The organism is Escherichia sp. E13S3, from assembly GCF_004212325.1.
In the GTDB taxonomy this organism is placed as follows: Bacteria; Pseudomonadota; Gammaproteobacteria; order Enterobacterales; family Enterobacteriaceae; genus Escherichia.
The window spans coordinates 1-25,035 of the sequence record NZ_RHJR01000008.1 but is presented as its reverse complement, the minus strand read 5'-3'; the positions used below and the strand labels follow the sequence as shown (position 1 = coordinate 25,035).

At 49.9% G+C, this 25,035-nt stretch carries 29 protein-coding genes, 1 tRNA gene, 2 pseudogenes and 1 riboswitch; of the genes and pseudogenes, 10 read left to right on the top strand and 22 right to left on the bottom strand.

The window, feature by feature from the left end:
* Positions 1 to 35 precede the first annotated feature (35 nt).
* Genes D9597_RS10140 through pduA form a run of 19 tightly spaced genes read right to left on the bottom strand, consistent with a single transcriptional unit; the run spans position 36 to position 14,567 of the window.
* Entirely contained in the window at positions 36 to 479 is a 444-nt protein-coding gene (locus D9597_RS10140; RefSeq protein ID WP_130216387.1) for a EutP/PduV family microcompartment system protein, read from the bottom strand.
* A gap of 4 nt (positions 480 to 483) precedes the next feature.
* Positions 484 to 834 carry a propanediol utilization microcompartment protein PduU gene (gene pduU / locus D9597_RS10135; RefSeq protein WP_130216389.1) on the bottom strand — a complete coding sequence of 117 codons (351 nt, stop codon included), beginning with the start codon at positions 832 to 834 and terminating at the stop codon, positions 484 to 486.
* The gene (pduT, locus tag D9597_RS10130) at positions 834 to 1,388 is read right to left on the bottom strand and encodes a propanediol utilization microcompartment protein PduT (RefSeq protein ID WP_130222295.1); all 555 of its coding nucleotides are present in this window, start codon (positions 1,386 to 1,388) and stop codon (positions 834 to 836) included. Before pduT ends, pduU begins: the two co-directional genes overlap by 1 nt.
* A 2-nt stretch (positions 1,389 to 1,390) precedes the next feature.
* Entirely contained in the window at positions 1,391 to 2,734 is a 1,344-nt protein-coding gene (locus D9597_RS10125; protein WP_130216393.1) for a 4Fe-4S dicluster domain-containing protein, read from the bottom strand.
* Positions 2,731 to 3,843, bottom strand: a complete 1,113-nt coding sequence (locus tag D9597_RS10120) for a 1-propanol dehydrogenase PduQ (RefSeq protein WP_130222293.1) — start codon at positions 3,841 to 3,843, stop codon at positions 2,731 to 2,733. The genes D9597_RS10125 and D9597_RS10120 overlap by 4 nt, the downstream gene beginning before the upstream one ends.
* A 10-nt stretch (positions 3,844 to 3,853) precedes the next feature.
* Entirely contained in the window at positions 3,854 to 5,239 is a 1,386-nt protein-coding gene (pduP, locus tag D9597_RS10115) for a CoA-acylating propionaldehyde dehydrogenase PduP (RefSeq protein ID WP_130222291.1), read from the bottom strand.
* The gene (gene pduO / locus D9597_RS10110) at positions 5,236 to 6,243 is read right to left on the bottom strand and encodes a two-domain cob(I)yrinic acid a,c-diamide adenosyltransferase PduO (protein WP_130222289.1); all 1,008 of its coding nucleotides are present in this window, start codon (positions 6,241 to 6,243) and stop codon (positions 5,236 to 5,238) included. Before pduO ends, pduP begins: the two co-directional genes overlap by 4 nt.
* A gap of 11 nt (positions 6,244 to 6,254) precedes the next feature.
* A complete protein-coding gene (locus tag D9597_RS10105; RefSeq protein WP_130222287.1) occupies positions 6,255 to 6,530 on the bottom strand; it encodes a EutN/CcmL family microcompartment protein in 276 nt (91 codons plus the stop codon).
* A gap of 3 nt (positions 6,531 to 6,533) precedes the next feature.
* Positions 6,534 to 7,025, bottom strand: a complete 492-nt coding sequence (pduM, locus tag D9597_RS10100) for a microcompartment protein PduM (RefSeq protein ID WP_130222285.1) — start codon at positions 7,023 to 7,025, stop codon at positions 6,534 to 6,536.
* A complete protein-coding gene (locus D9597_RS10095; protein WP_130216403.1) occupies positions 7,022 to 7,654 on the bottom strand; it encodes a phosphate propanoyltransferase in 633 nt (210 codons plus the stop codon). The genes pduM and D9597_RS10095 overlap by 4 nt, the downstream gene beginning before the upstream one ends.
* A 2-nt stretch (positions 7,655 to 7,656) precedes the next feature.
* Positions 7,657 to 8,106 carry a BMC domain-containing protein gene (locus tag D9597_RS10090; RefSeq protein WP_130222283.1) on the bottom strand — a complete coding sequence of 150 codons (450 nt, stop codon included), beginning with the start codon at positions 8,104 to 8,106 and terminating at the stop codon, positions 7,657 to 7,659.
* The gene (pduJ, locus tag D9597_RS10085) at positions 8,103 to 8,378 is read right to left on the bottom strand and encodes a propanediol utilization microcompartment protein PduJ (RefSeq protein WP_001057752.1); all 276 of its coding nucleotides are present in this window, start codon (positions 8,376 to 8,378) and stop codon (positions 8,103 to 8,105) included. The genes D9597_RS10090 and pduJ overlap by 4 nt, the downstream gene beginning before the upstream one ends.
* Positions 8,379 to 8,397: 19 nt before the next feature.
* Positions 8,398 to 8,748, bottom strand: a complete 351-nt coding sequence (locus tag D9597_RS10080) for a glycerol dehydratase reactivase beta/small subunit family protein (RefSeq protein ID WP_130222281.1) — start codon at positions 8,746 to 8,748, stop codon at positions 8,398 to 8,400.
* Positions 8,738 to 10,570, bottom strand: coding sequence for a diol dehydratase reactivase subunit alpha (locus tag D9597_RS10075; protein WP_130222279.1), 1,833 nt, complete (start codon positions 10,568 to 10,570; stop codon positions 8,738 to 8,740). Before D9597_RS10075 ends, D9597_RS10080 begins: the two co-directional genes overlap by 11 nt.
* Positions 10,571 to 10,579: 9 nt before the next feature.
* Positions 10,580 to 11,098: a propanediol dehydratase small subunit PduE gene (pduE, locus tag D9597_RS10070; RefSeq protein WP_085458842.1), complete on the bottom strand. Its 519-nt coding sequence runs from the start codon at positions 11,096 to 11,098 to the stop codon at positions 10,580 to 10,582.
* Positions 11,099 to 11,112: 14 nt separating this feature from the next.
* The gene (gene pduD, locus D9597_RS10065) at positions 11,113 to 11,781 is read right to left on the bottom strand and encodes a propanediol dehydratase medium subunit PduD (RefSeq protein ID WP_130222277.1); all 669 of its coding nucleotides are present in this window, start codon (positions 11,779 to 11,781) and stop codon (positions 11,113 to 11,115) included.
* 9 nt (positions 11,782 to 11,790) lie between these two features.
* Positions 11,791 to 13,455 (bottom strand): propanediol dehydratase large subunit PduC, encoded by a 1,665-nt coding sequence (pduC, locus tag D9597_RS10060; RefSeq protein WP_130222275.1) that lies wholly within the window; start codon positions 13,453 to 13,455, stop codon positions 11,791 to 11,793.
* Between the two features lie 18 nt (positions 13,456 to 13,473).
* Positions 13,474 to 14,286, bottom strand: a complete 813-nt coding sequence (gene pduB, locus D9597_RS10055; RefSeq protein WP_064529394.1) for a propanediol utilization microcompartment protein PduB — start codon at positions 14,284 to 14,286, stop codon at positions 13,474 to 13,476.
* Positions 14,283 to 14,567: a propanediol utilization microcompartment protein PduA gene (pduA, locus tag D9597_RS10050; protein WP_001183614.1), complete on the bottom strand. Its 285-nt coding sequence runs from the start codon at positions 14,565 to 14,567 to the stop codon at positions 14,283 to 14,285. The genes pduB and pduA overlap by 4 nt, the downstream gene beginning before the upstream one ends.
* A 513-nt stretch (positions 14,568 to 15,080) precedes the next feature.
* Here pduA and pduF point away from each other — a divergent pair.
* The 7 genes from pduF to ldtA all read left to right on the top strand — a co-directional run bounded on the left by pduF (position 15,081) and on the right by ldtA (position 21,441).
* Positions 15,081 to 15,890: a propanediol diffusion facilitator PduF gene (gene pduF, locus D9597_RS10045; RefSeq protein WP_130216413.1), complete on the top strand. Its 810-nt coding sequence runs from the start codon at positions 15,081 to 15,083 to the stop codon at positions 15,888 to 15,890.
* A gap of 203 nt (positions 15,891 to 16,093) precedes the next feature.
* Positions 16,094 to 17,008 (top strand): regulatory protein PocR, encoded by a 915-nt coding sequence (gene pocR, locus D9597_RS10040; RefSeq protein WP_130222273.1) that lies wholly within the window; start codon positions 16,094 to 16,096, stop codon positions 17,006 to 17,008.
* A gap of 83 nt (positions 17,009 to 17,091) precedes the next feature.
* A riboswitch (cobalamin riboswitch) is annotated at positions 17,092 to 17,267 on the top strand.
* Between the two features lie 218 nt (positions 17,268 to 17,485).
* Complete coding sequence (locus D9597_RS10035; protein ID WP_130222271.1) at positions 17,486 to 17,920, top strand: cobalamin biosynthesis protein; 435 nt, start codon at positions 17,486 to 17,488, stop codon at positions 17,918 to 17,920.
* A gap of 134 nt (positions 17,921 to 18,054) precedes the next feature.
* A complete protein-coding gene (gene cobU, locus D9597_RS10030) occupies positions 18,055 to 18,600 on the top strand; it encodes a bifunctional adenosylcobinamide kinase/adenosylcobinamide-phosphate guanylyltransferase (protein WP_130222270.1) in 546 nt (181 codons plus the stop codon).
* Positions 18,597 to 19,340, top strand: a complete 744-nt coding sequence (gene cobS / locus D9597_RS10025) for an adenosylcobinamide-GDP ribazoletransferase (protein WP_130208645.1) — start codon at positions 18,597 to 18,599, stop codon at positions 19,338 to 19,340. Before cobU ends, cobS begins: the two co-directional genes overlap by 4 nt.
* Before the next feature lie 24 nt (positions 19,341 to 19,364).
* Positions 19,365 to 20,444, top strand: coding sequence for a nicotinate-nucleotide--dimethylbenzimidazole phosphoribosyltransferase (gene cobT, locus D9597_RS10020; protein ID WP_130222269.1), 1,080 nt, complete (start codon positions 19,365 to 19,367; stop codon positions 20,442 to 20,444).
* 61 nt (positions 20,445 to 20,505) lie between these two features.
* On the top strand, positions 20,506 to 21,441 hold the full coding sequence (gene ldtA, locus D9597_RS10015) for a L,D-transpeptidase (protein WP_130216425.1): 936 nt from the start codon (positions 20,506 to 20,508) through the stop codon (positions 21,439 to 21,441).
* 56 nt (positions 21,442 to 21,497) lie between these two features.
* Here the strand turns inward: ldtA and D9597_RS10010 are convergent.
* A tRNA-Asn gene (locus tag D9597_RS10010) sits at positions 21,498 to 21,573 on the bottom strand.
* 324 nt (positions 21,574 to 21,897) lie between these two features.
* On the opposite strand from D9597_RS10010, the gene nac reads away from it, so the two are divergent.
* Complete coding sequence (gene nac, locus D9597_RS10005; RefSeq protein WP_130222268.1) at positions 21,898 to 22,815, top strand: nitrogen assimilation transcriptional regulator NAC; 918 nt, start codon at positions 21,898 to 21,900, stop codon at positions 22,813 to 22,815.
* Positions 22,816 to 22,916: 101 nt separating this feature from the next.
* Positions 22,917 to 23,867, top strand: a complete 951-nt coding sequence (cbl, locus tag D9597_RS10000; protein ID WP_130222267.1) for an HTH-type transcriptional regulator Cbl — start codon at positions 22,917 to 22,919, stop codon at positions 23,865 to 23,867.
* Positions 23,868 to 23,965: 98 nt separating this feature from the next.
* Here cbl and D9597_RS09995 read toward each other — a convergent pair.
* Positions 23,966 to 24,340, bottom strand: a pseudogene (locus tag D9597_RS09995) (integrase core domain-containing protein); the annotation flags it as partial.
* Positions 24,341 to 24,345: 5 nt separating this feature from the next.
* Between D9597_RS09995 and D9597_RS09990 the strand changes: the two are divergent.
* Positions 24,346 to 24,618 (top strand): annotated as a pseudogene (locus tag D9597_RS09990) (SymE family type I addiction module toxin); the annotation flags it as partial.
* Here the strand turns inward: D9597_RS09990 and D9597_RS09985 are convergent.
* The coding region (locus tag D9597_RS09985; RefSeq protein WP_032198334.1) for an ISAs1 family transposase at positions 24,579 to 25,035 on the bottom strand (457 nt) is incomplete at its 5' end. The pseudogene D9597_RS09990 and the gene D9597_RS09985 sit on opposite strands and share 40 nt — an antisense overlap.

Here is a 25,035-nt window from a genome sequence, read left to right as displayed (position 1 = left end):
TCATTCCCATCTCATAACATATTGAAATTTCTGGCTTAACGACTGCCTTCTTCTGTATGCAACAAGGCAAGAAGTTCTGCAACCCCGATGTTATTTACCGCACTGGTCACTAACACCTTTCGTGCTCCAGCTTCCCGTAGCCAGCATTTCACCAAAGATATCTGTTCTTCACTGGCTAAATCCACTTTGGTGACTACCCCAATGACCGGGCGATTCATTGACGTGGTAAAGCCTGGCGAAAAAGGTGACCACGGTGCGTCCGCATTAAGCACCAGCGCGATAATGTCTGCTTCACAGGCGCTGACCAGCAGCGCACTGTAAAGACTGCGGTTTTCGAGGTATTCCCCGGGAGTGTCAATGGTGGCCGGTGACCAGACGATGGCCTGCGTTTTCTGATACTGAATGTCTTCCCCGCGCAGGCATTGCGTGAGTGACGTTTTTCCGCACTGGCTGGGTCCGATGAGCATCATACGTTGCATCGAGTCAGGTCCGGGTAATGGGGCAGGCGGTAAAGCGCATCATTTCGCCCAGCGTTCGGGTAACCTGGCTAAGTGCATATTCGATAGCAGAAACATCGCCAGTCAGAACTACCGCGCCGGTAAAACGATCAAGAAAACCAATCTCTACAGCGCCTGACTTTGTGGCGATATCGCACGCGATGATAGATGCTTCGCTGGGGGTAATCGTCAGAATGCCAATAGCGGAAACGGTGTCCGGTAAGCCTAATTTTTTAAACAGATCCTTTCCAGGATTTGCAATAACATGTGCCAGCGTGACCTGTTTACCGGGGACATATTCCTGAATCATTCGTTCAGTCGTGTGCTGAGGTGACATTATCCCTCCACCATCTGACGCCACATGGCTTCATGCGGACGGGCAATTACTGAGCGATAGACCAACAAACCTTTTTCCCTCGCTCGCTCGCTGGCGACAGATACCGCGTTATTAACATCAGAAATATCGCCTGCCACTACCATGTAGCATTTACCGCCAATACCAAAGGCCATATGTACCCGTACGAGCGTGACGTTTGCCGCTTTCACTGCACAATCGGCAGCGTCAATGCAGGCCGCTACACTCCAGGTTTCGACTACACCGACAGCCCGTCGCTGGTCAACATGGTTCAGACCGCTGATTGCGGGCAGGATAGTGGGATGAATATTAGGAAGGACCAGACTGTCGACCAGCATTTCACCTGCAAGGGAAGCGCCGCTGTTGATGGCCTGCTGTACTGCACCGACATCGCCGCCGAGCATCAGCAGAAATTTACCGGGGCAAAGCGTTTTGCTGACCAGTAATTCAACGTTGGCGCTTTTCAGCATGGCATCGCCGGTTTCCATCCCTTTCGCGATACTACTAAGTTCTAAAATACCTACCGCTTTTGACATGGTTAACCTCTCACAAGCGTAATCGCGTTTTCTGTCACATCGCTGACCATGCCATCAATACTGGCATGAACAGGGGCACCTAATGTGCCGTGTGGAATTTGCCCCACGCATTGCCCACGAACGACGCAATCGCCTTTTTGTACACATGGAATTGCGCTGGCACCGATGTGCTGGCGTAACAATAACGTCACTTTTTCGGGTTGTGGTACGTGTTCAGACAATGGCGCGTCCTGATACCACGGGGTTAAGCCCAATCTGGTTACCAGCCGTTTTACTGGAATCAGCCGATAATTTGCCATGGCATCCTCAGGATTTAAGGCACCTTCGTAGCGGAGATTTTTGGCGCGTAATTCCTGCTTAAGCAGGCGGTTTATGCGCATGGGTGAAATACCTACCGGGCAGGCAACGCTGGCGCAGACGTTGCACTCCGAACAGGTGAGCGCTGTCAGTAACAGTTGCGGCGTAGCGAGCTGTTGGTAGTTAACCGCACGTACTAACAAATGCGGTGACAGTTCGTGACCGATTAAATGACGTGGGCAGAGATCGGTGCATAAGCGGCATTGTTCACAAACGGTTTTCGCGACGGCAAGTACGCTGCGGTCATCCTGCATTCGACGTTGGATCAGTGAATGAGAGTTGGGTAAAACCAGCAAGCCGCCAGTGGTTTTGCTGACTGGCGTATCGAGCGATGTGATCAAACTCCCCATCATCGGACCGCCATTGATAAAACCAGGATTATCTACCGTTGCGCCTCCCGCCAGCGCCAGTACTTCGCGTAAAGACATCCCTATGGGAACGGTCACCGTTACGGGTTTAGCAACTGCACCATTAACGGTTAGCGTGCGGCGCGTTACCGGATACTGCTGCTCAACGGCTCTGGCAATATTCAGCACAGTCTGGACGTTATTGACGACTACGCCGACGCTAACGGGTAACGCAGCGGGTGGAACGCGGCGACCAGTTGCCATCCAGATGGTCAGCACTTCGTCTCCTGCGGGGTAAACGTCGGGCAAAATATGCAGGCGGATATCAGGTGGTAACAGTGGCGTGAGTGCGTTTATTGCCAGTTGATACTTTTCTTTCAGCGCGATGATTCCGCTACTGGCCCCGGTGGCTTTCATCGCGTAGTGAACGCCGCGAAGCAGGCGACTGGCTTGCTGCGCCATTAACTGCTGGTCCACTTTCAGCATCGGTTCGCATTCCGCCGCATTCACCAGGAACGTATCAACACGTGCTTGTAGCTTGATATGTGTCGGAAAGCCAGCCCCACCAGCACCTACGACGCCTGCTGCTTGTACTCGCTCGCGGATCGTCTGACCGTCGCAGGAGGTTAACTCGACGTTCATAACAACTCCTCAAGCAGTTCTGCAATAGCATTGGCATCAGCCACACGTGGATTGGTACGCAATGTTGCATCCGCCAGCGCCGCCTGAACCATATCGGGAATACGTGATGACCATTCTGCTCTTTTTTCTTTCAGAGCATTGGCGAGAGTCGGTATTGAACACGCTTTTTTGAGCTGTTCAATATGTTGAATGAGTGCATTCAGGCTTGCGGTGTCATTGGCATTGTCCGGGCATAAATGACACGTTTTAGCCAGCCGGGCGTAGCGTTTGACGGCGCGAGGATCGCCAGCATTAAAACGAATAACTGACGTCAGCAGGAGCGCATTCGCCAGACCGTGGGGCAAATGAAACTGCCCACCGAGTTGATGGGCAATCGCATGATTTAATCCCAGTCCGGCCTGACTAAAGGCAATTCCTGCAAGTGTAGAGGCATTATGCATTTTACCGCGGGTGGCAAGACAATCGCCTTTCTTCACTGCAGTGGGCAGGTAACGAAAAACAATTTGCATGGATTTTTCGACCATTGCATCTGTGAAGTCACTGGCGCGGGGAGAAACATAGGCTTCAAGCGCATGGGTTAAAACATCCATTCCGGTATTGGCCGTTATCGCGGGTGGCACACTGACGACCAGCGAGGGGTCGAGGACTGCGATATCCGGATAAAGTGCATCATCGAAAAGGGGATATTTAATTCCCTTCTCAGGATCGCTGATGACACAGGCGCTGGTCACTTCTGAACCAGTGCCGCTGGTGGTGGGGATGGCTACGCAGGTTTCAATTTCGATAGCACACTGGCGACTAAACCAGACAATCGCTTTTGCGGCATCCAGTGCAGAGCCGCCGCCAAAACCGATAACCACATCCGGGCGTAAAGTTTGCATCTGAGTGATGCCTTTTACCACTGTCTGGATAGTTGGATCGGGCGTTATTTCGCTAAAAATACTGAGGCGATTGCTGTCGGGTAGCGCCAGGCGCAAGGTATCAATCAACGGCGATCGCGCCAGAAAGGTGTCGCAAATAATCCAGATGTGCTTATTCGTGAAACGGTTAAGTACTTTGAGACTTCCCGGTCCGCTGTATAAACGCGTCTGCAGTGAAAAAGTATTCATTTCCGTTTCTCTAGCGAATGGAAAAGCCGCTGGTTAACACACAGCGTCGTGAGCGGGCAAAAGTCCGGGCTGACGTTGTCCCTTCTCCGGTCGGTGTAGCAATGGTGAAGGTCGTAAAGCCTTCGCCGCCGACGCCAATACCCGCCCAGGAAGGACCGTTTTTGACAAAGATTGAAGTTTGCATAACGCGCGCGGCAAGGTTGAGCCGTGAGATGTTCTGCGAGTGCATGATTGCGGTGTGATGCAAACTGTCTTCTACATTCAGCGCAAGTGTGAGAGCGCTATCAAAATCGTTGACCTTCACAATGGGTAGCATTGGCATGAGTTGTTCGCTGGTAACCCAGCTATCATGGGCGTCAACAACAGCAATCAGCAAGCGGGGCGCTTTTGCTGGCAAAGGGAGGCCTGCGGCTTCCAGCAAGGCTGATGGACTTTTGCCGACCAGTTTTTTGTTGGCCACGCCGTCTGGCAGGCAAACAGCACGCAATTTTTCAGTTTGTTCATGGTTAAGAAGAAGGGCGCCAAAACTTTGCATCTGCTGAATCAAATAATCTGCCACTGAGGTCACGACGATTAGGCTTTTTTCAGCGATACACGGCAGGTTGTAATCAAACGAGGCTCCGTTAATGATGTCTTCGGCAGCTTTCACAATATCTGCCGTTTCATCGACGATGCAGGGGGGATTACCCGCACCGGCACCAATCACTTTCTTGCCACTTTTCATTCCCATGGCGACGATACCCGGACCGCCGGTAATCGCCAGAACGCTGATTTTAGGGTGCACCATCATCTGTTCGGTTGCGGCAAAGGTCGGTTCAGATACAGTAACGATCAGGTTATGAATGCCACTACAGCGAAACGCGATGTCTTCGATTATGGCGATCAATTTCAGCGAGACGTTTTGGGCTCCCGGGTGTGGACTGAAGTAGACGCTATTACCAGCTGCCAGCATGCTGATGCTGTTGTTAATGATGGTTTCCGTGGGATTGGTACTTGGCGTGACCGAGCCAATAACTCCAAACGGGGAGTATTCAAACAAAACCATGCCACCATCACCGGTCAGTGCGGTGGTGGTTAAATCTTCAATTCCTGGTGTGTTATCGAGTGCCGCTTTGTTTTTTAAGTACTTATCTTCTTTATTTCCCATTCCCGTTTCGTTAGCGCTCTCTTCCGCCAGTTCTGTAAGACGGGGCGTTAATTCTTCGCGAATGGCGCTGATAATGGCGCTGCGAGTCTTAAGCGGACATTGTTGAAAACGCAAAAAGGCCTGGTGTGCAGCGCCGATAGCTTCATCGACAGTCTGGAAAATACCGTTTTTTTGCGTTTGTGATGTCGTGGGGACTAGCTGCTCGCGCAGAATATTGCGGATCAGTGTTTCTAATTCAGAGTTATTCATTGGTTTTCTCCCACGTTAATTGCCGTCATTGCGCTTTGGGCAATATCCATGTCTTGTTCAACGCTACCACCACTAATCCCAAGCCCTCCAAGCAATATTCCGTCACGCCAGAGGGGGAAGCCGCCACCAAAAGTGACGACTTTGCCTTGCATATGGCTTTCTAGCCCGTAAAGTGGCGCCCCCGGTTGCACGGTATCCGTAAGCTTGTGTGTTGCCGTTTTCATCGCCACGGCGGTCCAGGCTTTTTTCGGTGCCAGTTCACTGCTAACCAGCAGTGCATCAGGCATCCGCCAGGTAACACTTTCTGTTCCGTTGGCATCGACAATGCTGATAACAACGGGAATATGCAGTTCATCCGCACGCATTGCCGCGCTACGAATGAGCTGATGAAGATCCTGAAAAGTGAGCGACATCGTGCGTTCCTTCAATGCTGAAGTGTGGTTGGCTTCGTGATAACGTTTTGTGATTTCCTGAATCATCAGGTTCTGATGAGCAACGTTGTCTTCCACGCGGGCGAGGGCATACAGGCAATCGGAAAGTCGGTTGATATAGTGCAATAAAACATGGCGGACGCTGGATTCCGTTGTCAGTTCAACCAGGCGTCTTTCAGCCCGCCGGGCTACCGTGCGCGCGAAATGCATGCGGCTCGCGGCTTCACAACGTCCAGGCAGAATGAAGCAGTGAACTGGAGGAACAGCGCTCATTGCGCTATCGATCGCTTTTTCAAGTGCGGCAATTTCTTCCGTACTGATGTAACGCTGCTGCGCTGATGGCTGTTCGCTTTCACTGGCGAGCTCGGCGCTAAACCAAAATATCTGTTGCTGAATGGCTTCCAGTAATATGCGATGGCTTTCGATGGCGGTGGCGCAATAACACAGACTGAGTGTCGCGTTCAGTTCATCCAGTGTGCCGTAGGCTTCGACGCGTAGATGAGTTTTACTCACGCGTTGTCCGGTAAATAGAGACGTACTTCCTGAATCACCTGTGCGGGTATAAATCGCCAACTTTCAACTCCTTAGCGCGAAATCGTATCTACAATGCCGACCACTGCCAGGTCGATGGCTTCGTTGGGGCCGCTAAAAACATGTCTGGCGCTGGATCCACAGCTGAGGAGTACCAACTCACCGACGCCTGCACCGACTGAATCAACGGCAACTTCGTCACCGGTTAATGGCGTGAGAGGCAGTTCGCCGTCAGCACTGACCCGGCGAACCAGCAGCAGTTTTTTCCCAACCAGAGAAGGTGATTTTTGCGTGGATACCACCGCGCCAGTGACTCGAGCCAGATGCATGGGTTACTCCTGCCTGATTAACTGAATGTTTCGGGTCATTGCCGCTTCACGCGCAAGTGCGGTCACACAGCATTTCCGTTGCAACACCACTATCCCTGCGCATAACTGCACTACGTCGGCATAACTTAAAAGTTGACCACGATGAAGGTAGATCGGTTGTCCTTGTTCGTCGCACCAGGTTAGCGGTAGATGGGCGAGATGCTTCAATTTGATGGCGTTCAGGAAATGACTCTGCAACGACAATTGAATGTGTATTCCCCAGGCTAACGCCTCGTGAATGTGGATTACCGCTCGATCTGACGTTTCGTTCTCCGCAAGTTGTCGCAGCAACGGTAAATCGACGAATCGAATTTGTAACGAAGCATACTGATGAACTATCTCGTTAACGCTGGCTTCTCGCAGTTGCGAAACCGTCAGCGCGAGTGTTTTCCCCGCACGTTGTTTCAGGCGAAAAATCACTTCTTCAACAATGTGTTGCATCAGTTTGTTATTCATGGCACCGACACCAGCGTGGCAAAAACGTCAGGATTATCAGCGCCTGCGGCGTTGGCCTCGTCGGTATCAATATGCATTTCAAGGCGCATATCTGGTGAGACGCGAACAGCAACGTTATCGAATATCAGTCGTCGTTCATCACCTTCAATGGCGACCGCCACTTTATCGCCATGTGTAACGCCATAAATCAGGGCATCAAGCGAAGACATATGAATGTGCCGTTGTGCGACAATAACGCCAGAAGCGATTTCCAGCTCTGCAAACGGGCTTATCAGACGAATCCCCGGTGTGCCGCTGAGATCGCCAGACATACGTAGCGGGGCGGTGATCCCTAATGTTCTGGCGTCAGTCCGGGAAATCTCCACCTGGCTTGAGTTACGTAGTGGCCCTAACAAGCGAACGTTGTGTAATTTGCCTTTTGGTCCCACCAGCGTAACAACCTGTTCAGCAGCGAATTGACCAGGTTGCAGTAATGACTTTTTCTCGCTAATCGGTTGTTCAGGAAAAAGGCGCACATAATCCGCCGTTGAAAGATGAATATGGCGACTGGAAACGCCCAGAGGGATAGGGCGCTCGCGCATTTCATCCAGAACCTGGCTAACAGTCTCCTGCAAGGTTTGTTTATCCATTGCTACTCCCCTCGCTTATCAGAGTGCAGACAAAGTGAACGTGGCTCACCTTTTTGCCGTTGACACGCGGGATCAAGACACAAATTACAGCTGATAATCTCTGGGGGGGCGACTGTTGCTGGCGTTTCGCTTACTGCCACCGTCATATTCATTGCTTCTGTTGGGCGGGGCAGTATTCCCTCACCCGGGCGGGCAATCACTTTGTGTGCGACGAGGCCATTTCGCTGTTCGGCGAAACTGGCACCCGTCGCGATCGCCGCATTAACCGAGGCGACGTCACCGGTGATTTTAATGAGCGTCCAGCCTGAGCCATTGGTCTTCTCAAGGCCAACCAGCGTGATGGACGCGGCTTTTGCCATAGCATCTGCGCAACTGATGGCGAGTGCCAGACCACTGACTTCAAGTAATCCCAGTGATTGCTTCACGCTGTGCTCCTTAGCGAATGGGGTTATGCAGATTTAGGTAAAATGGCCTCAACATCGCTGTGTGGCCGCGGGATGACATGGCAGGATTTCACTTCGCCAACGGCGCTGGCGGCGGCGCTTCCTGCATCAACGGCGGCTTTTACTGCGCCAACATCGCCACGGACCATCACCGTAATCAGACCCGAACCAATCTTTTCATAGCCAACCAGTTGCACGTTGGCGGATTTAACCATGGCATCTGCGGCTTCAATTGCGCCAACTAACCCTTTTGTTTCAACCAGTCCTAGTGCGTTGTTCATACAGCGTTTCTCCTGTGGATTATGAGTGGCATTCCCTGAAGGGAATGCCTTTTACCAGGCGGGCAGCGTTATTGCCGATGCTGCGCCGGGCATGGTTATCTTGTTGATACATCAGCGTAAACAGTGGCGCTGATGCCGGTAGGTTTTTGTAATGCACAATCAGCTTTTCCTGGTCGCAGGCTATGCCAACCAACAGGGGGGACTGACGAGCAGCCTGCCAGGCGCTATCGATGACTTCACCTGACGGAATATGTTGAATGCGAAAGGGGATACCTTCCTCTTCAATGCCAAGAAGCACCTCATTCCATGTACTGATACAGTCACCTATTTCCGTAACGACAATAGCGGGCGTATGTTCTTTACTTTCCATGAGCCAACTCCCTGTGCCAGGAAATCAGTAGCCCGGTAGCTACCGCATTGCGCGGGCCTTCACTACCACGGATATTCCCCCGTCCGGCGACCAATCGATAATGCGCCAATGCATCGGTGACTAACTGCGGTACTTCGAAATCCAGCGAAGAACCGCCCACCAGAACGACGAACGGAATATCGCGAATATTTCCGGCTGGACTTACCTGACGTAGCGCGCGCAGGGCATTGGTTACGAAGACGCGCTCTTTCGCACTGCGGCGAACAGCACGTACTTTTTCCAGTGTTAAATCGCCGGGAATAGGCACCAGTTCGTCAGGTTTCACCACACAAACGCGGGCAAATACATGAGGGGACAGCAGAGTAGGGAAGAACTGAACGCTGCCGTCTTCATGGCGTAAATGGAACAGGCTTTCTACTTTTGCCAACGGGTATTTTTTGATTTCTTCTGCCAGATAACGATCATTTAAGCCCAGTTCCCTGGCAATAATCATCGTCACCATGTCGCCCGCTCCCGCAAGGTGAGTAGCTATCATTTCCCCTTTCTGATTGATGATGGAGGCATCGGTAGAACCTGCGCCTAAGTCCAGAATTGCCAGAGGGCGTGTGGTTCCAGGGGTAGTCAAGGCTCCCTGAATTGCAGCTTCTGCTTCAGCGCCTCCGACCTGAACATCAACATGCAGTTTTTGCTTAATTTCACTGGCGATCATCGCCATTTGCAGTCGGTCGGATTTCACCATTGAAGCGATACCCACAGCCTGTTCCAGTGAAAATTCACCAGCCAGCCCACCGGTTACGCTGACGGGAACAGAGGTATCTATCGCCAGTAAATCCTGAATAAAAATTTCGTGGCTGGGTTTATTGGTCAGTTCCGCCATAGTCTGGCGAACATGTTCCAGCATACCGCCGATGTTGGTGCCCGGTTCTCCCGTTACGTTTTCCAGTTTTGAGCACTCGCCGACCGCTTTCATAATGGCATCGGCACCAGCAGCAACATCAACTCGTATTGTACGTCCGGCAGAAAGCAGCTCGATGTTTCCGGCGGGTATCGAACGGGCTTTAACGTCGCCAGAAGGTGTTTTCACCACTACTGCAGAACGGTTACCTATGAGTGCTCGTGCAACAGGAACGATATTTTTAGTCTCTTCAGCATTGAGGGCGAAAACAGTGGCAATCCCATACGGATTAGACAGGGTTTCGATAACCTTCCCGGGAACGGCGACTTCAATCGCGGCCAGCATGCCGAGCGGAATACGATCGATGTAGAGGACTTCATCAACAATGGGTAAAGGGATTTCCAGGCGGTTACTGACCAGCACGCCATCATCACGTTGCAGAATAACGCCAGTCAGTTGATATCCGGCACGCACGGAGGCGTTTATCATGGTCGCGATATCGGCAAAATCAAATGCCGATGACACGACCAGAATGTACGGTGTATCCGCCGGGCGTGTTAACAACTCTTGTGGAGTGATGGTGAGCCCCACGCCCAGTCCCACTCCGCCCGGAGTTTTTGGGTTGTGACCAATCATGGTTGATTCGGTAATGATGGTTTCCGTAATGGTTTCCATCGCCACATCGCCAATGACAGGAGTTGCTTCGTTGATACGAATAAGCGAAATATCGCTGACATTGATGCCGACTTTTTTCGTTGCCTGTGCGAGCGCCTCCTGAATACCATGGACGTTACGCAACGTACCTTTGATTCCGGTGGTTTCCGCAAGGGCGCTGCTCACGAACGACAATTCTCCAGACGTACTGAGCGTCGCCAGTGCAACTTCTGTGGTTGAATTGCCGATATCAATGCCTGCTATATATCGCATAGTTCGTCCTTAATCGTCGCCTTTCAGTTTCTTACGCTCGACATAGAGTTCGGCGGCTTCGCGGACAAATGCAGCGCAAATTTTGGCCTGATAACGACGTTCAAGATCGTCAGCAATGGCAATGAGTTCTTGCTTTGTCGAACGATAAGGGCGTAACGCATTGTAGATTTCGAGGATGCGATCGTCCGGCACTGAGGTAAGCTCGGCAGCGCGTTCAAAATTCATCGCCAGGCGATCACGACCCGCATCTCTGGCAATCGCGGCCTGAATACGCAATGTTTCAGGGGTTATACGCATATCCTGGGCGGTGACTTTATCGCTGAGGACATTCTCCAGAGTGAAATCGTCGAGCGTTTTATTGGTCGCCGTTTTAACCCATTCTGGATGTTTATTTGCCAGTGGATAATCCGTCACTTTGGCGCTCTGTATTGACGCGTTGGGTGCCGCAGAAACAGGAGCTGCATCCTGTAGACTGTTCATGCGGTTCAACACGTCCCTGACCATCGACTCAATTGCATCGGTATTCATGAAGGTTTCCTTTGTTAAAACGTCACGCGCAGTTCTTGCGGTTTTTTGCCAGTGACCACGTACTTCGTCTCTTTGATATGTAAAATGGCTGATTTGGCCTGGTATTTAGGCCGCGCCATTTGATCGTTGAGGGTCGGAACTGGTTGTGGAGACTCACGCTTCGCATAACGCGCGGCGTTTTTGCCAATCTGGCGATAAGTTTCCAGCGTCAACAAAGGCGCTTGCGGGAAAAGTTCCAGGTTAGACAAAGGGGGAAGCCCCTGTTGGTGGATAACCGTTGTGCCTTTCGACTGAATACCAATAGCAATGCCGGAACCACTAAGGCGATCGCCTTCGACCGCCACGAATGCGACATCAGACGATTTAAAACAACGAATCACTCGCGCTTTAATGCCTTCTTCTTCGATACCGGCAATCACTTCACGCAAGATGTTTTTATGCGGAATACCGATAATATTGACGGTCTGCGCCAGGCCAAATGCCGGGCCTACAGCAATAATGACTTCATCCTGCTGAGTGCCTTGTTGGGCTTCGCCAATTTCGGTCAAAAAACTCCCGGTATCCGGCGCGGAAGGGGCAGTGGAGGCGACAGGTGCGCGAAATGAAACGGACTTGTCGCTGGTTTGCATTTCTGCCAGCACGTCTTCGATAATCTGACGCAGTAATTTTTCGTTAATTTCCATTTCTCACCCTTAGTCAATTTCGTTGGGATCAAGTGCACCGGGAATATTTTTGATCTCTTCCCAGCGTTCCCCTTGCAGGCGGTAACCTGTAGCTGGTCCGGCGTAATCATTGACATCATTGACCGCAGACAGCACTTGTCCGTCATCGACGATAATGGCTGAGGTATGGAGATAATCGCCGGTCAGTTTCGCTTTTTGCATGTTGAGCATGTCCTGAGCGACATCGGTAAAACCGCCTTGCGCCAGGGCTTTCACCACTTCCAGGCTGTTACGGTTTTTATTGATAATTTCCTGGGCGAACTTAATGTCTTCTACGATGTTGCGCTCTGGCATATCTTTCGAGCCGTGGGCATAGGTCGCCGCTTCGACCTCTTCATCGGTAATAAGGGGTAATCCCATACCGGCAAAGACAGCCTGTAAAGCGCGTGCGGCTTTATTGCGGATGGCGACAACATCTTCTTCGCGCACCGGTCGCAGACCGCCATCAACCTTCAGGTCACGCTGAATGACGTTGTAATCATCGAAGTCTTCGGCGTCTTCGTTTGAACCGGCAAACATGTTGTCGTAGTTCGGTACAGCGGAAAAACCGGAAGAGATAAAGTCAGTACCCGGCAGGAACTGCATCAGGAAACGCGCGGTACGGCGCATATCTGAGTGGGTAAAGGTCTGGTCATTACTGGAGGCACATTCCAGATCCAGCGATGAGCAAATTAAGTTTTCCGCCAGCACTGCGCGGATGCCTGACGGCACAGCTGATGGAACACCGATGCAGCTTACGGAACCATTCTGCAGCCCCTGTACGCCTGCGGCTTTGGTGATGTAAATGCAACGAGCCTCGAGATAAAGCATTGATTTGCCTTCCGCGTAACCCATCTGTACTTCAGAGCTGGAGCCGGAAGTAAAGCGCATTTTTAAGCCGCGAGAAGCATAAGATGACGCGAGAAATCCTTTTGACCACGGGGTGTCATCGCCATCGGTGAAAACAGGTTCTGTACCATAGACAGAAATTGTTTCGGCGTAACAGGTGTGGCCTAACATACCGAGTTTCAGTTCGGTGGCTTCTTCCAGTGAACACTGGGTCAACACGCCCGGGCGCCCTACCTGTGAACCTACCAGCAGAGCGATGGCGTTGAACGGCGCATAGCGAGCAACGGCAACGGTGGTTTCCTGTTCATCAAACCCGCGCCATGCGCCTTCAGCTGCGTCGGCGGCAATTTGTACCGGGTTATCTTTGACGTTGGTGACGTGAGCCTGTTGTGATGGTGTTCGACGGGCGCGCATTTTCTGCATCGCCATCATCATCTCTACCACGTTCATCTGCGAAACCACTTCGACGATTTTGGCGGGCGTCATTGCTGTGGTAAGGGGAACGATATCGCTACGTTTGACATTTGGATCGCACAGCATATTGGCAAGTTTGACCGAATCCATCGCGATGACTTCTTCGGCGCGCGCGAGATTGATGCCGTAACGGGCGATAAAGTGGTCGATCAGGTCAAACTGGCTGGCGGGTTTTCCATCCAGCTCGGTGACAACACCGTTAACAATTTTGATTGACGGTTTTGGATCGTTCGGGCTTTCCATCGCAATGAAGCCTTCTTCAATCCACTCTTTAACGAAACCGTCCTGGTTGACCGGGCGTTTTGCCAGTGCTTCAAATCTTTTCGATCTCATGAATCTGCCTCAGGGAATTCAGATGTAGGAAGGGCGATCGTTTTTCGGTGTATCGCCGAGAGTCGAAAGCACGGTTTTACCGATTTCGCGTGCGGAGATGACCGCCTGGCGGACTGCGCCGGAGTCACCCGAGATAATCAGAATGACTTCATTGCTGTAGCTGGTGCCATGAGCAGGCGAGCTGTATGCCACCACGTCCACATTGGCGGACTTCAGCGCGGTATCGGCCATCAGAACACCCACAGCGGCCGGAGCGCCGACAATAACGCCGCAAGCGCGACCCAGAGGTGCGCCAAACGCTTTTTCCAGTGCATAGCTGGCGCGGGCGGTGTATTGCAGTTCAAGATGTCCGGCTTCGTTGGCATAGACATCACCAAAGGTCCGGTCGAGTTCTTTCAGGGCAACTTCAATACCGCGTTTCACGTCGGAAACATCGTTGCCACCTAAGAGGATTAATGAGCCGTGTCCGGCACCGCCTTTGGTATCGCGAGGAAGTTCAATGCTAATAACTTCAGTGTTCGTAGCTTTTACCGCTTCATCAGCGGCCATAATGTGTGGACCTGCGCCAATACGTGCACCCAGAATGCCAATGGAGCGATAGCGTTTTTCAAGTTTCATCGCGTCCAACAGGGCGCTATCAACGTTCGCAATGACCAGACCTACAGTGTCGCCAATAGCGGTGCCAACAAATTCCGTTAACGTGCAGCTTTTTTCTGCCATAGCCGTCTCTCGTGTTTGATGAGTGGTTTCCGGGAGAACCTCATGCTCTGGCGTCGCTACGCGAGCGATGACCTGCGCCATGATCTGTTCGACCAGTTCATTGCTGCTCATGGGTTAATTCCCTTTGGTAAGATTTTTTCGACATCGGTATGTGGGCGGGGAATAACGTGTACGGCTTTTACTTCACCGACGTTACGCGCGGCGGCGGCACCTGCGTCTGTTGCCGCTTTTACAGCCCCGACATCACCACGAACGATGACGGTCACCAGCCCGGAACCTATTTTTTCGTAGCCAACCAGCAATACATTTGCCGACTTCACCATGGCGTCTGCGGCCTCTATGGCGGCAGTTAAGCCTTTGGTTTCTACCATTCCTAACGCTTCTTGTTGCATAAAGACCTCGCCTGGATTTTTTGACGATATGACTATAAAAAAAAGCGAGGAAAAAGAATGGCTGACTTAGTCGACCAATGAGAAAAATAAATAGAGGACAAATATTATAAAATTGCTTTTATATACTATATGTTATTAATTTATTGGTTGTTTTGTGGGAGTTTTAATGTGAATTAATTGCGTTGGCTGAAGGGGTTAATCGCGAATAATATTTCGTTGGGTTTGGTTCGCGGAAGGGAACTGTGATATTTGTTTAAATTTTATTATGTCATGATGGCAATTTTTTATTGTGAAAGTTTGGCGGTAATTATTACTTTCAACACTGATTAACGCTGTATTGGATGCTTTTGCAATGACAATAATTTGCTATGTCAGCACGATTTTTCCACGAGTCTGTCATGAATGTTGGCAATATTTTTTGCAGAGCAATTTTTATAGTTGCCCTCGATATACACAACAATCAGCAATTCTGTTGGCTGATGAAGAAACAAATTCCGCAAAGAAGGTGTCACTATGAATGATTCACTCAAGGCGCAATGCGTTGCCGAGTTTTTGGGCACCGGACTGTTCCTCTTTTTTGGCATTGGTTGTTTGTGTGCCCTCAAACTTGCTGGGGCAAGTCTGGGGCTGTGGGAAATTTGTATTATTTGGGGGTTAGGTATTTCACTTGCTGTTTATCTTACGGCAGGAATTTCCGGCGCTCATCTCAACCCAGCGGTTACGATTGCTCTATGGTTGTTCGCCGCTTTTCCTGGCCGTAAAGTGCTGCCATTTTGTATGGCACAATTAGCGGGTGCCTTTGGTGGTGCGGTTCTGGCGTATTTTTTATATAGCAATTTGTTTACCGATTTTGAATCTGCCCACAATATGGTTCGTGGAAGTGCAGAAAGTTTACAACTCGCCAGTATCTTCAGTACTTACCCGGCAGCGGCAATAAATGTATGGCAGGCGGCGCTGGTTGAAATAGTCATCACGTCTATGTTGATGGGATTGATTATGGCGTTGACCGATGACGGCAACGGTGTACCGAAGGGGCCTCTTGCACCTTTACTGATTGGTATTCTGGTTGCTGTTATTGGTGCTTCTACTGGACCATTAACCGGTTTTGCCATGAATCCAGCGCGTGATTTTGGGCCAAAAATGTTCACCTGGCTTGCGGGTTGGGGAGAAATAGCGATGACTGGCGGACGCAATATTCCTTATTTCATTGTACCCATTATTGCCCCGGTCATTGGTGCCTGCGTTGGCGCGGCGATTTATCGCTTTCTCATTGCACAAAATTTACCTGTCAATAGTGTTACGCCTAAAGATATCCGCGAATAGCGAAATAACCTGGCGGTTATAAACGTTTATTTTTTTACTGTTTGTGATCTGCTTTCCGAACTTATTAAAAAGTCTCCCGCTTCATGGAGGCTTTTGTTATTGTCCTTTGTGCTTCTCGTCAGTAAATCATCAGGGATGATGTGAAGATTAAATGTAAAACAATTGTTTTTACAATAACAATAAATTAACTGGGAGGTTTTATCATGATTTCTGCGGCGACACTTAATTCAGAACTCATTAATAAAATCGCGCAGGATTTTGCGCAGGCGACCAGCCTTGCGGTTGTCGTGGTCAATATCCACGGTGATGAAATTTCCGAACTTTTTAACTTCACCCCGTTTTGTCAGATGATGCGGCAACATCCACAGCTTAGCACTCGCTGCCGCATGAGCGATCGTTGTGGAGGCCTGGAAGCTTCTAAATCCGATCAACCTTGTATTTACCGTTGCCATGCAGGATTAACCGATTTCTCTATTCCTTTGGTGATTGCCGGGCATTTAGTCGGCTTTGTGTTGTGTGGACAAGTCCGCCTGCGTAATGGTGATGTCGATTTGATCGATATTCTGAATGTCGATGATCGTTGGCAAGCAGATCCCGAATTACTTAATGAATTTCGCAAAGTCCCGGAGATGGATTACTCGCGAGTTATGGCCTCTGCTGATTTGTTGAAGTTGATTGTGGAAAATTGCCTCAAAAAGCAACTCAATTTTGTCGTGATTAAAGAGAATAAACCTCATTCGGATTCAGTTCGTCAGACACGTGCGTCTAATCCCCACGATAATAAAATGAAAAAAGCATTGCGCTATATTGATGCGCATTTATCAGACGATTTACGCCTGGAGGATGTCGCCTCGCATGTTTATCTAAGCCCTTATTATTTCAGTAAATTGTTTAAGAAATATCATGGAATTGGTTTTAATGCATGGGTAAACCAACAACGCATGGCCAGCGCCCGTGAGTTGCTGTGCCATAGTGACTGGAGCATCGCCAGCATTGCGCGTAATTTAGGCTTCTCTCAAACCAGTTATTTTTGCAAAGTTTTTCGACAGACCTATCGGGTAACGCCGCAGGTATACCGTCAGCAAATTAGCGAAAATACGGCTGCGGAAACGGCATAAATTCAATGTAAAAAATGAGGGATGATTAAATATACTCTGGCAGTAATAATTCATTTACGTGTTATGGGAAAATTGAAATCGGCTCATAGCATACGCTGACATGTTTGGCACATTTGTGCCTGGGAAGAGGGTGGAAATCCCTCGCAGCCCCCGCTGCTGTAATGCTGACAACCCCGAAAATGCCACTGATCGTGAGATCGGGAAGGCCGGGGGAGGATGACGCTAAGCCAGAAGACCAGCCTGTCAGTTAATACCAACAACTTCGGTGGGAAGTGGGTTGTCTGGAAGCGCCCGGTTGAGCACTGGCGCGTCTTTATACCCCTACCACCCTGAAAGGATCAGGGGATGGCGGCAGCATTTATTTCATTCATCGTCGTGTCGACAGGCGCCAGGGCTGCACTTATGGTGTGGCAATCTTTTTTTTGTGGCATATCAACCTGACCGTTATTACAGGAAACTAAGCGGAGGGTGGTGGTCATGAAAACGATAAAACCTGAATCGATAGCTCTTTTTTGCCTCTCATCTGGCGATATTGAACTCGCTAAACATCTGGCTGAAATGTTGCCTATTACCTGTTTTGTCGGTGAGGATTGGCAGCAAGGTTTCCTGCCTTTTAACGGTGGGCCAGAACAATCATTATCAGATGCGTATAGTGATTATTCAGTGCTGTTATTGATTGCTGAAAGCGGGACACTCATACCAGAAAGGCTCCCTCTGCCTGATGGCGTGACGGTAATCTTAATAGCAGAGCACAATGCTCGTTTGCTGAATGGCACGGCTAGTGGGGCTGTAGCGTTAATCCATTATCTGAATGAAATGTGTCAATTCAGAGAAACCGTTGCTAATGACACATTTCGTCGGTCGTTAACGCAGGGAAATCGGGCTATTTCACAATGCCTCCCTCATTCGTAATGGATTGAGAATGCTGGATTTTTATTTTTAATACGCGCAGTATTAATCGAAGAAATGTTATTACGGTCAGTAACAGTGGAACATCCATTGCTCTGGTCAATGAATACCATCATACAATTGAACCGGGAGTCCGTATGATGATTTTGGTGACGGGGGGCGCACGGAGCGGGAAGAGCCGGCACGCCGAGGCGCTTATTGGGGACACTCCACAGGTCCTGTATATCGCTACTTCGCAAATTTTTGATGATGAGATGGCCGCACGGATTGAACACCATCGGCAAGGCCGCCCGGCGCACTGGCACACGGTGGAACGCTGGCAAAATCTTGATGAGTTAATTAACGCAGACATTAATCCGCAGGCTGCCGTATTGCTGGAATGCATTACAACAATGGTGACTAATCTTTTGTTTGAATATGGCGGCGATAAAGATCCTGAAAAATGGGATTATGACGCGATGGAGCAGGCGATTAACGGTGAGATTCAGTCGTTGATTGCCGCCTGTCAACGTTGTACTGCAAAGGTCGTATTAGTGACCAATGAAGTGGGCATGGGGATTGTGCCGGAGAATCGTCTGGCGCGACATTTTCGTGATATTGCCGGGCGTGTAAATCAGCAGTTGGCCGCTGCGGCAGATGAAGTATGGCTGGTGGTTTCGGGTATTGGAGTAAAAATCAAATGAGTAAATTATTTTGGGCGATGCTCTCTTTTATTACGCGTCTGCCTGTACCGCGTCGTTGGTCCCAGGGGCTGGATTTCGAGCATTATTCTCGCGGTATCATTACTTTTCCCTTAATTGGTTTATTGCTTGGCGCCATTAGTGGACTGGTCTTCATGGCGTTGCAGGCATGGTGTGGTATACCACTGGCGGCACTGTTTAGCGTGCTGGTGCTGGCGCTGATGACAGGGGGATTCCACCTGGACGGCCTCGCAGATACCTGTGATGGCGTATTTTCTGCACGTAGCCGCGATCGCATGTTGGAAATCATGCGTGATAGCCGTTTGGGTACTCACGGTGGTCTGGCGCTGATTTTTGTGGTTCTGGCAAAGATTCTGGTGCTAAGCGAGTTGGCACTGCGTGGCGAACCGATCCTTGCATCGCTGGCGGCAGCATGTGCGGTTAGCCGTGGGACTGCCGCATTGTTGATGTATCGTCATTGTTATGCCCGGGAAGAAGGGCTTGGTAATGTGTTCATTGGCAAAATTGACGGGCGACAAACCTGCGTCACACTCGGTTTAGCCGCTATTTTTGCTGCCGTATTATTGCCAGGTATGCATGGTGTGGCTGCTATGGTGGTGACGATGGTGGCGATTTTCGTCCTCGGTCAGCTTCTCAAACGGACTCTGGGCGGGCAAACCGGCGATACGCTGGGAGCAGCCATAGAACTTGGTGAACTGGTCTTCCTGCTGGCACTGCTATAAGACTGATTACCGAAGAGACGTTACATGCAAACACTCGCCGAATTATTGAATACGATCCCTGCCATCGATCCTGCCGCTATGTCGTGTGCACAACGGCATATTGACGGGTTACTCAAACCTGTCGGTAGTCTGGGAAGACTGGAGGCGCTTGCCGTACAACTGGCAGGAATGCCGGGACTGAATGGTGTGCCTCATGTGGGCCAAAAAGCAGTGCTGGTTATGTGTGCCGATCATGGTGTCTGGGATGAAGGGGTCGCTATTTCTCCGAAAGGAGTGACAGCCATCCAGGCTGAAAATATGACACGTGGAACAACTGGTGTGTGTGTGCTGGCAGCACAAGCGGGCGCTAAAGTTCACGTGATTGATGTTGGGATTGATACCGTTGAGCCTATCCCTGGGCTTATTAACATGCGTGTCGCACGAGGTAGCGGTAATATTGCCTCGGGTCCGGCAATGAGCCCCTGTCAGGCTGAAGCGTTACTTCTGGACGTCATACAATATACGCGCGAGTTAGCGAGAAATGGCATCACGCTGTTTGGTGTGGGTGAACTGGGTATGGCAAATACCACACCGGCAGCGGCGATAGTCAGTGCGATTACTGGACGCGATCCTGAAGAAGTGGTCGGTATTGGCGCAAACCTGCCGACAGATAAACTGGCTCATAAAGTTGATGTTGTTCGTCGGGCAATAACATTGAATCAACCGAATCCACAGGATGGTATTGATGTGCTGGCCAAAGTCGGTGGGTTTGATTTGGTCGGAATGGCTGGCGTAATGTTAGGTGCCGCTTCCTGCGGTTTACCCGTGTTGCTGGATGGATTTCTTTCTTACGCCGCTGCACTTGCCGCCTGCCAGATGTGTCCTGCAATCAAACCGTATCTCATTCCTTCTCACCTGTCGGCAGAAAAAGGGGCGCGTATAGCGCTGTCACATTTGGGGCTGGAGCCTTATCTCAATATGGAAATGCGTTTAGGTGAGGGGAGTGGCGCAGCGCTGGCGATGCCCATCATCGAAGCCGCCTGCGCGATATACAGCAACATGGGTGAGCTTGCCGCCAGTAATATTGTTCTACCGGGAAAGACGACTTCTGAATTGAACAGTTAAAAACGAAAAGTCAGAGAAAAGCTATACTTATCGGATAGCTTTCGCGACTTAGGAAAGGGACATGATGCGTCGTGTAAATATTCTTTGTTCATTTGTTCTGCTTTTTGCCAGCCATAATAGTCTGGCGGTAACTTATCCACTCCCTCCAGAGGGTAGCCGTTTAGTAGGGCAACCACTGACAATAACGGTTCCTGATCACAATACCCAGCCGCTGGAAACCTTTGCTGCACAGTACGGGCAAGGCCTGAGTAATATGCTGGAAGCGAATCCGGGCGCTGATGTTTTCTTGCCGAAGTCTGGCTCGCAACTCACCATTCCGCAGCAACTGATTTTGCCCGCCACTGTTCGTAAAGGGATTGTGGTTAACGTCGCTGAGATGCGTCTTTATTACTACCCGCCGGACAGTAATACTGTGGAAGTGTTTCCTATCGGCATTGGTCAGGCTGGGCGAGAAACCCCGCGTAACTGGGTGACTGCCGTTGAACGTAAACAAGAAGCACCAACCTGGACACCAACCCCTAATACTCGCCGTGAATATGCAAAACGAGGGGAGAGCCTGCCAGCATTTGTCCCTGCGGGTCCCGATAATCCTATGGGGCTTTATGCCATCTATATTGGTCGGCTTTATGCCATCCACGGCACTAATGCCAATTTTGGCATTGGCTTGCGGGTGAGTCAGGGCTGTATTCGTCTGCGCAATGATGACATAAAGTATTTGTTCGATAATGTTCCCGTCGGGACGCGCGTGCAAATTATCGATCAGCCGGTGAAATACACAACGGAACTGGATGGCTCAAAGTGGCTGGAAGTTCATGAACCGTTATCGCGCAATCGGGCGGAATATGAGTCTGACAGAAAAGTGCCATTGCCGGTAACGCCTTCATTGCAGGCATTTATCAACGGGCAAGAAGTTGATGTGAATCGCGCAAATGCTGCGTTGCAACGTCGATCGGGAATGCCTGTGCAAGTTAATTCTGGCTCCAGGCAGATGTTTTAAAATAGTTGTTACGTAGAAAGCAAAAAACCTGCTCGAAAGCAGGTTTTTTTTGAATTTGGCTCCTCTGACTGGACTCGAACCAGTGACATACGGATTAACAGTCCGCCGTTCTACCGACTGAACTACAGAGGAATCGTGTGAACGGGGCGCATACTAATGGCAGCGTTCCGCGATGTCAAAGGGGGGAATGCATTTTTTTGTTCGTTTGCTGGCAATTTCGACAAAGCGATGAACATTCAATCTTTTTTGTAATGTTCCATTGTAGTGCATGCCATCCTTTTATGGGGCAATGAACGCTCGTTCTGTAACCCGGATGAAAAGACAAAACAATCATAATCTCTTATTTGACAGGCGATTAGCTTTCGCGTTAGCGCCAAACTTAAACTGGCAAGCATCTTGCAATCTGGTTGTGAGTAATACTGGCACTTGGGCCGATTCTTAAAAACCGGAGGCAACATGAACTTCAGACGCCTGAAATACTTCGTAAAAATTGTAGACATTGGTAGCCTGACCCAGGCTGCTGAAGTGTTGCATATCGCGCAGCCTGCGCTCAGTCAGCAGGTCGCCACACTGGAAGGCGAGCTGGATCAACAACTTTTGATTCGCACTAAACGTGGCGTTACTCCAACAGACGCCGGAAAAATTCTCTATACCCATGCGCGGGCAATTTTACGTCAGTGTGAACAGGCCCAACTGGCAGTTCATAACGTAGGTCAGACATTATCGGGTCAAGTCTCAATTGGCTTTGCGCCAGGAACCGCCGCGTCGTCTATCACCATGCCCTTATTACAGGCGGTACGTGCCGAATTTCCGGAAGTGATTATCTATCTACATGAAAACAGCGGCGCTGTTCTTAACGATAAACTTATAAATAGCCAGCTTGATATGGCGGTAATTTACGAGCATTCCCCTGTGGCAGGCGTATCCAGCCAGGCTTTGTTTAAAGAAGATCTTTTTCTTGTCGGAACTCAGGATTTTCCAGGGCAAAGCGTTGATGTTAATGCTATAGCACAAATGAATCTCTTTCTTCCCGGCGATTACAGTGCCGTAAGACTCCGCGTTGATGAGGCTTTTTCTTTACGGCGACTCACGGCAAAAGTCATCGGTGAAATTGAGTCTATCGCCACGCTTACCGCAGCGATTGCCAGCGGCATGGGGGTTGCAGTGTTACCCGAATCAGCCGCGCGCTCGTTATGTGACGCAGTTAACGGATGGATGTCACGTATTACCACACCGTCAATGAGTCTCTCCTTGTCATTAAATTTACCAGCCAGAGCAAAACTGTCGCCACAGGCACAAGCAGTGAAAGAGCTTTTATTGTCAGTGATCAGTCCTCCAGTCATGGAAAAAAGACAATGGCAATTGGTTAGCTAAACGTTATATCTGGATGGAATAAGATGCAGGTTTTTATTATTTGTTATGCCGGGCGTTAGACTTTAACAATAGCGGAATGTCTGATCTGCCCGGAGTTTACCGTGAATTTCCAACAACTAAAGATAATCCGCGAGGCTGCACGTCAGGATTACAACCTGACAGAGGTTGCGAATATGCTTTTTACCTCACAGTCAGGTGTCAGCCGTCATATTCGAGAGCTGGAGGATGAGCTTGGTATAGAAATATTCGTTCGTCGGGGCAAACGACTGCTTGGTATGACTGAACCGGGCAAAGCATTGCTGGTAATTGCAGAACGCATTCTGAATGAAGCCAGTAATGTTCGTCGACTTGCCGATCTCTTTACCAACGATACATCTGGCGTTCTCACTATCGCAACGACGCATACTCAGGCACGCTACAGCTTGCCAAAGGTCATTAAAGCCTTTCGCGAACTTTTCCCGGAAGTGCGGCTTGAGCTTATCCAGGGAACACCACAGGAAATTGCGACGTTGCTGCAAAATGGCGGGGCTGATATTGGCATCGCCAGTGAGCGTCTGAGCAATGATCCGCAACTCGTCGCCTTCCCGTGGTTTCGTTGGCATCATAGTTTGCTCGTTCCAGATAATCATCCCTTAACAAAAATTACGCCATTGACGTTGGAATCAATAGCGAAGTGGCCGTTGATCACTTACCGACAGGGGATTACTGGTCGCTCGCGGATTGATGACGCATTTGTCCGCAAAGGTTTGCTGGCAGATATTGTATTGAGTGCGCAGGATTCTGATGTTATCAAAACCTACGTAGCCCTTGGCCTGGGGATTGGATTAGTCGCCGAACAATCCAGTGGCGAACAAGAGGAAGAGAATTTAATCCGTCTGGAAACGCGCCATCTTTTCGATGCTAATACCGTCTGGTTGGGACTAAAACGAGGCCAATTACAGCGTAACTATGTCTGGCGTTTTCTGGAACTGTGCAATGCAGGACTGTCGGTTGAGGATATTAAGCGACAGGTGATGGAAAATAGTGAAGAGGAAATTGATTATCAGATATAGCAAAAAGCCCGCTATAAAGCGCTATGCCGTTCACTTAAGCTGTATTAGCTCAGACCTGATCTGACAGTTACCGGTTATTTATACAGGTATCTGTCAGATTACATCTGGCTTAAATTTTTCTCGGCCCAGATGCGCTTTCCATCAAGTAACGTTTCCATTGGCGTCCGCCCATTGCACATTTTTCCCTGATGGGTTCGCTCATTATTATAGTGAGCCAGCCATTCATTAAGATCCGACTGTAATGTATCAAGATCGCCGTACAGTTTTTTACGGAACGTTACCTGATAAAATTTGTTCAGGATTGTTTTATGGAACCGCTCGCAGATGCCGTTGGTCTGCGGGGACATCGCCTTCGTTTTCGTGTGTTCTATGTCGTTTATTGCCAGATAAAGCTAATAATCATGCTGCTCTACTTTGCCACAGTACTCCGTGCCTCTGTCGGTCAGTATTCTCAGCATCGGCAGGCCCTGAGACGCCCCAGCGCCACTATCAGGTGGGCTATGTTAGCGTCTGCCACCAGAACCGTAAAACAGGCATGACCACGCATTATTCACAGCATCCCAGCCTGCACCTTAAGGGCGACTGGCTCGCTGAGGCGGGATTTGATACCGGGACGGGTGTCACGGTGAAGATCTCGAAGGGATGTTTGATCTTGATCGCTGAGAGCAACGAAGTACAGGAACTGCGGAAGGAACTTTATACAGGGCAAAATTACGAAAGCCCGCTCCCCGCAAGGACTGACGCCAGGTAGTTTCTGTCCATGGCTGCTTTTCGCATCTTACGTCTTAACCCTGCCTTGAATACCTTATCATTCGTCAAAATATTAATAGCGATGTGCCGTATCCCTGAAAATAATTCTGCTGCGTTTCCTCTTCTGATTTTGCAGTCGTCTTCATTCATTACCACGTCCAGACGCCAGTGCAGCTTATTCTCCACGTGCCAGTGATTTCGGATCGCTGTGGCGAACTTCTCTGCGGTTAAATCAGCAGAACTGATATAATATCTGACCGTCATTTCTGGCTCTTTCTTTTGCTCTGCTATTATTGAACGAAAGGAGACTGCCACGCATAATTTTTTCAGTCCTTTCCATTCAAACGTGAAATCAATAAGTTCGTCAGGGACATCGCAAACAATGTGAAGACGGATTTCTTCTCTGCCGTGACTCTTT

What these genes read in the sequence shown, in the direction of transcription:
- D9597_RS10140 (WP_130216387.1), bottom strand. Translation starts at nt 479, where the DNA reads ATGCAACGTATGATGCTCATCGGACCCAGCCAGTGCGGAAAAACGTCA.
- pduU (WP_130216389.1), bottom strand. Translation starts at nt 834, where the DNA reads ATGTCACCTCAGCACACGACTGAACGAATGATTCAGGAATATGTCCCC.
- pduT (WP_130222295.1), bottom strand. Translation starts at nt 1,388, where the DNA reads ATGTCAAAAGCGGTAGGTATTTTAGAACTTAGTAGTATCGCGAAAGGG.
- D9597_RS10125 (WP_130216393.1), bottom strand. Translation starts at nt 2,734, where the DNA reads ATGAACGTCGAGTTAACCTCCTGCGACGGTCAGACGATCCGCGAGCGA.
- D9597_RS10120 (WP_130222293.1), bottom strand. Translation starts at nt 3,843, where the DNA reads ATGAATACTTTTTCACTGCAGACGCGTTTATACAGCGGACCGGGAAGT.
- pduP (WP_130222291.1), bottom strand. Translation starts at nt 5,239, where the DNA reads ATGAATAACTCTGAATTAGAAACACTGATCCGCAATATTCTGCGCGAG.
- D9597_RS10105 (WP_130222287.1), bottom strand. Translation starts at nt 6,530, where the DNA reads ATGCATCTGGCTCGAGTCACTGGCGCGGTGGTATCCACGCAAAAATCA.
- pduM (WP_130222285.1), bottom strand. Translation starts at nt 7,025, where the DNA reads ATGAATAACAAACTGATGCAACACATTGTTGAAGAAGTGATTTTTCGC.
- D9597_RS10095 (WP_130216403.1), bottom strand. Translation starts at nt 7,654, where the DNA reads ATGGATAAACAAACCTTGCAGGAGACTGTTAGCCAGGTTCTGGATGAA.
- pduJ (WP_001057752.1), bottom strand. Translation starts at nt 8,378, where the DNA reads ATGAACAACGCACTAGGACTGGTTGAAACAAAAGGGTTAGTTGGCGCA.
- D9597_RS10080 (WP_130222281.1), bottom strand. Translation starts at nt 8,748, where the DNA reads ATGGAAAGTAAAGAACATACGCCCGCTATTGTCGTTACGGAAATAGGT.
- D9597_RS10075 (WP_130222279.1), bottom strand. Translation starts at nt 10,570, where the DNA reads ATGCGATATATAGCAGGCATTGATATCGGCAATTCAACCACAGAAGTT.
- pduE (WP_085458842.1), bottom strand. Translation starts at nt 11,098, where the DNA reads ATGAATACCGATGCAATTGAGTCGATGGTCAGGGACGTGTTGAACCGC.
- pduD (WP_130222277.1), bottom strand. Translation starts at nt 11,781, where the DNA reads ATGGAAATTAACGAAAAATTACTGCGTCAGATTATCGAAGACGTGCTG.
- pduC (WP_130222275.1), bottom strand. Translation starts at nt 13,455, where the DNA reads ATGAGATCGAAAAGATTTGAAGCACTGGCAAAACGCCCGGTCAACCAG.
- pduB (WP_064529394.1), bottom strand. Translation starts at nt 14,286, where the DNA reads ATGAGCAGCAATGAACTGGTCGAACAGATCATGGCGCAGGTCATCGCT.
- pduA (WP_001183614.1), bottom strand. Translation starts at nt 14,567, where the DNA reads ATGCAACAAGAAGCGTTAGGAATGGTAGAAACCAAAGGCTTAACTGCC.
- pduF (WP_130216413.1), top strand. Translation starts at nt 15,081, where the DNA reads ATGAATGATTCACTCAAGGCGCAATGCGTTGCCGAGTTTTTGGGCACC.
- pocR (WP_130222273.1), top strand. Translation starts at nt 16,094, where the DNA reads ATGATTTCTGCGGCGACACTTAATTCAGAACTCATTAATAAAATCGCG.
- D9597_RS10035 (WP_130222271.1), top strand. Translation starts at nt 17,486, where the DNA reads ATGAAAACGATAAAACCTGAATCGATAGCTCTTTTTTGCCTCTCATCT.
- cobU (WP_130222270.1), top strand. Translation starts at nt 18,055, where the DNA reads ATGATGATTTTGGTGACGGGGGGCGCACGGAGCGGGAAGAGCCGGCAC.
- cobS (WP_130208645.1), top strand. Translation starts at nt 18,597, where the DNA reads ATGAGTAAATTATTTTGGGCGATGCTCTCTTTTATTACGCGTCTGCCT.
- cobT (WP_130222269.1), top strand. Translation starts at nt 19,365, where the DNA reads ATGCAAACACTCGCCGAATTATTGAATACGATCCCTGCCATCGATCCT.
- ldtA (WP_130216425.1), top strand. Translation starts at nt 20,506, where the DNA reads ATGATGCGTCGTGTAAATATTCTTTGTTCATTTGTTCTGCTTTTTGCC.
- nac (WP_130222268.1), top strand. Translation starts at nt 21,898, where the DNA reads ATGAACTTCAGACGCCTGAAATACTTCGTAAAAATTGTAGACATTGGT.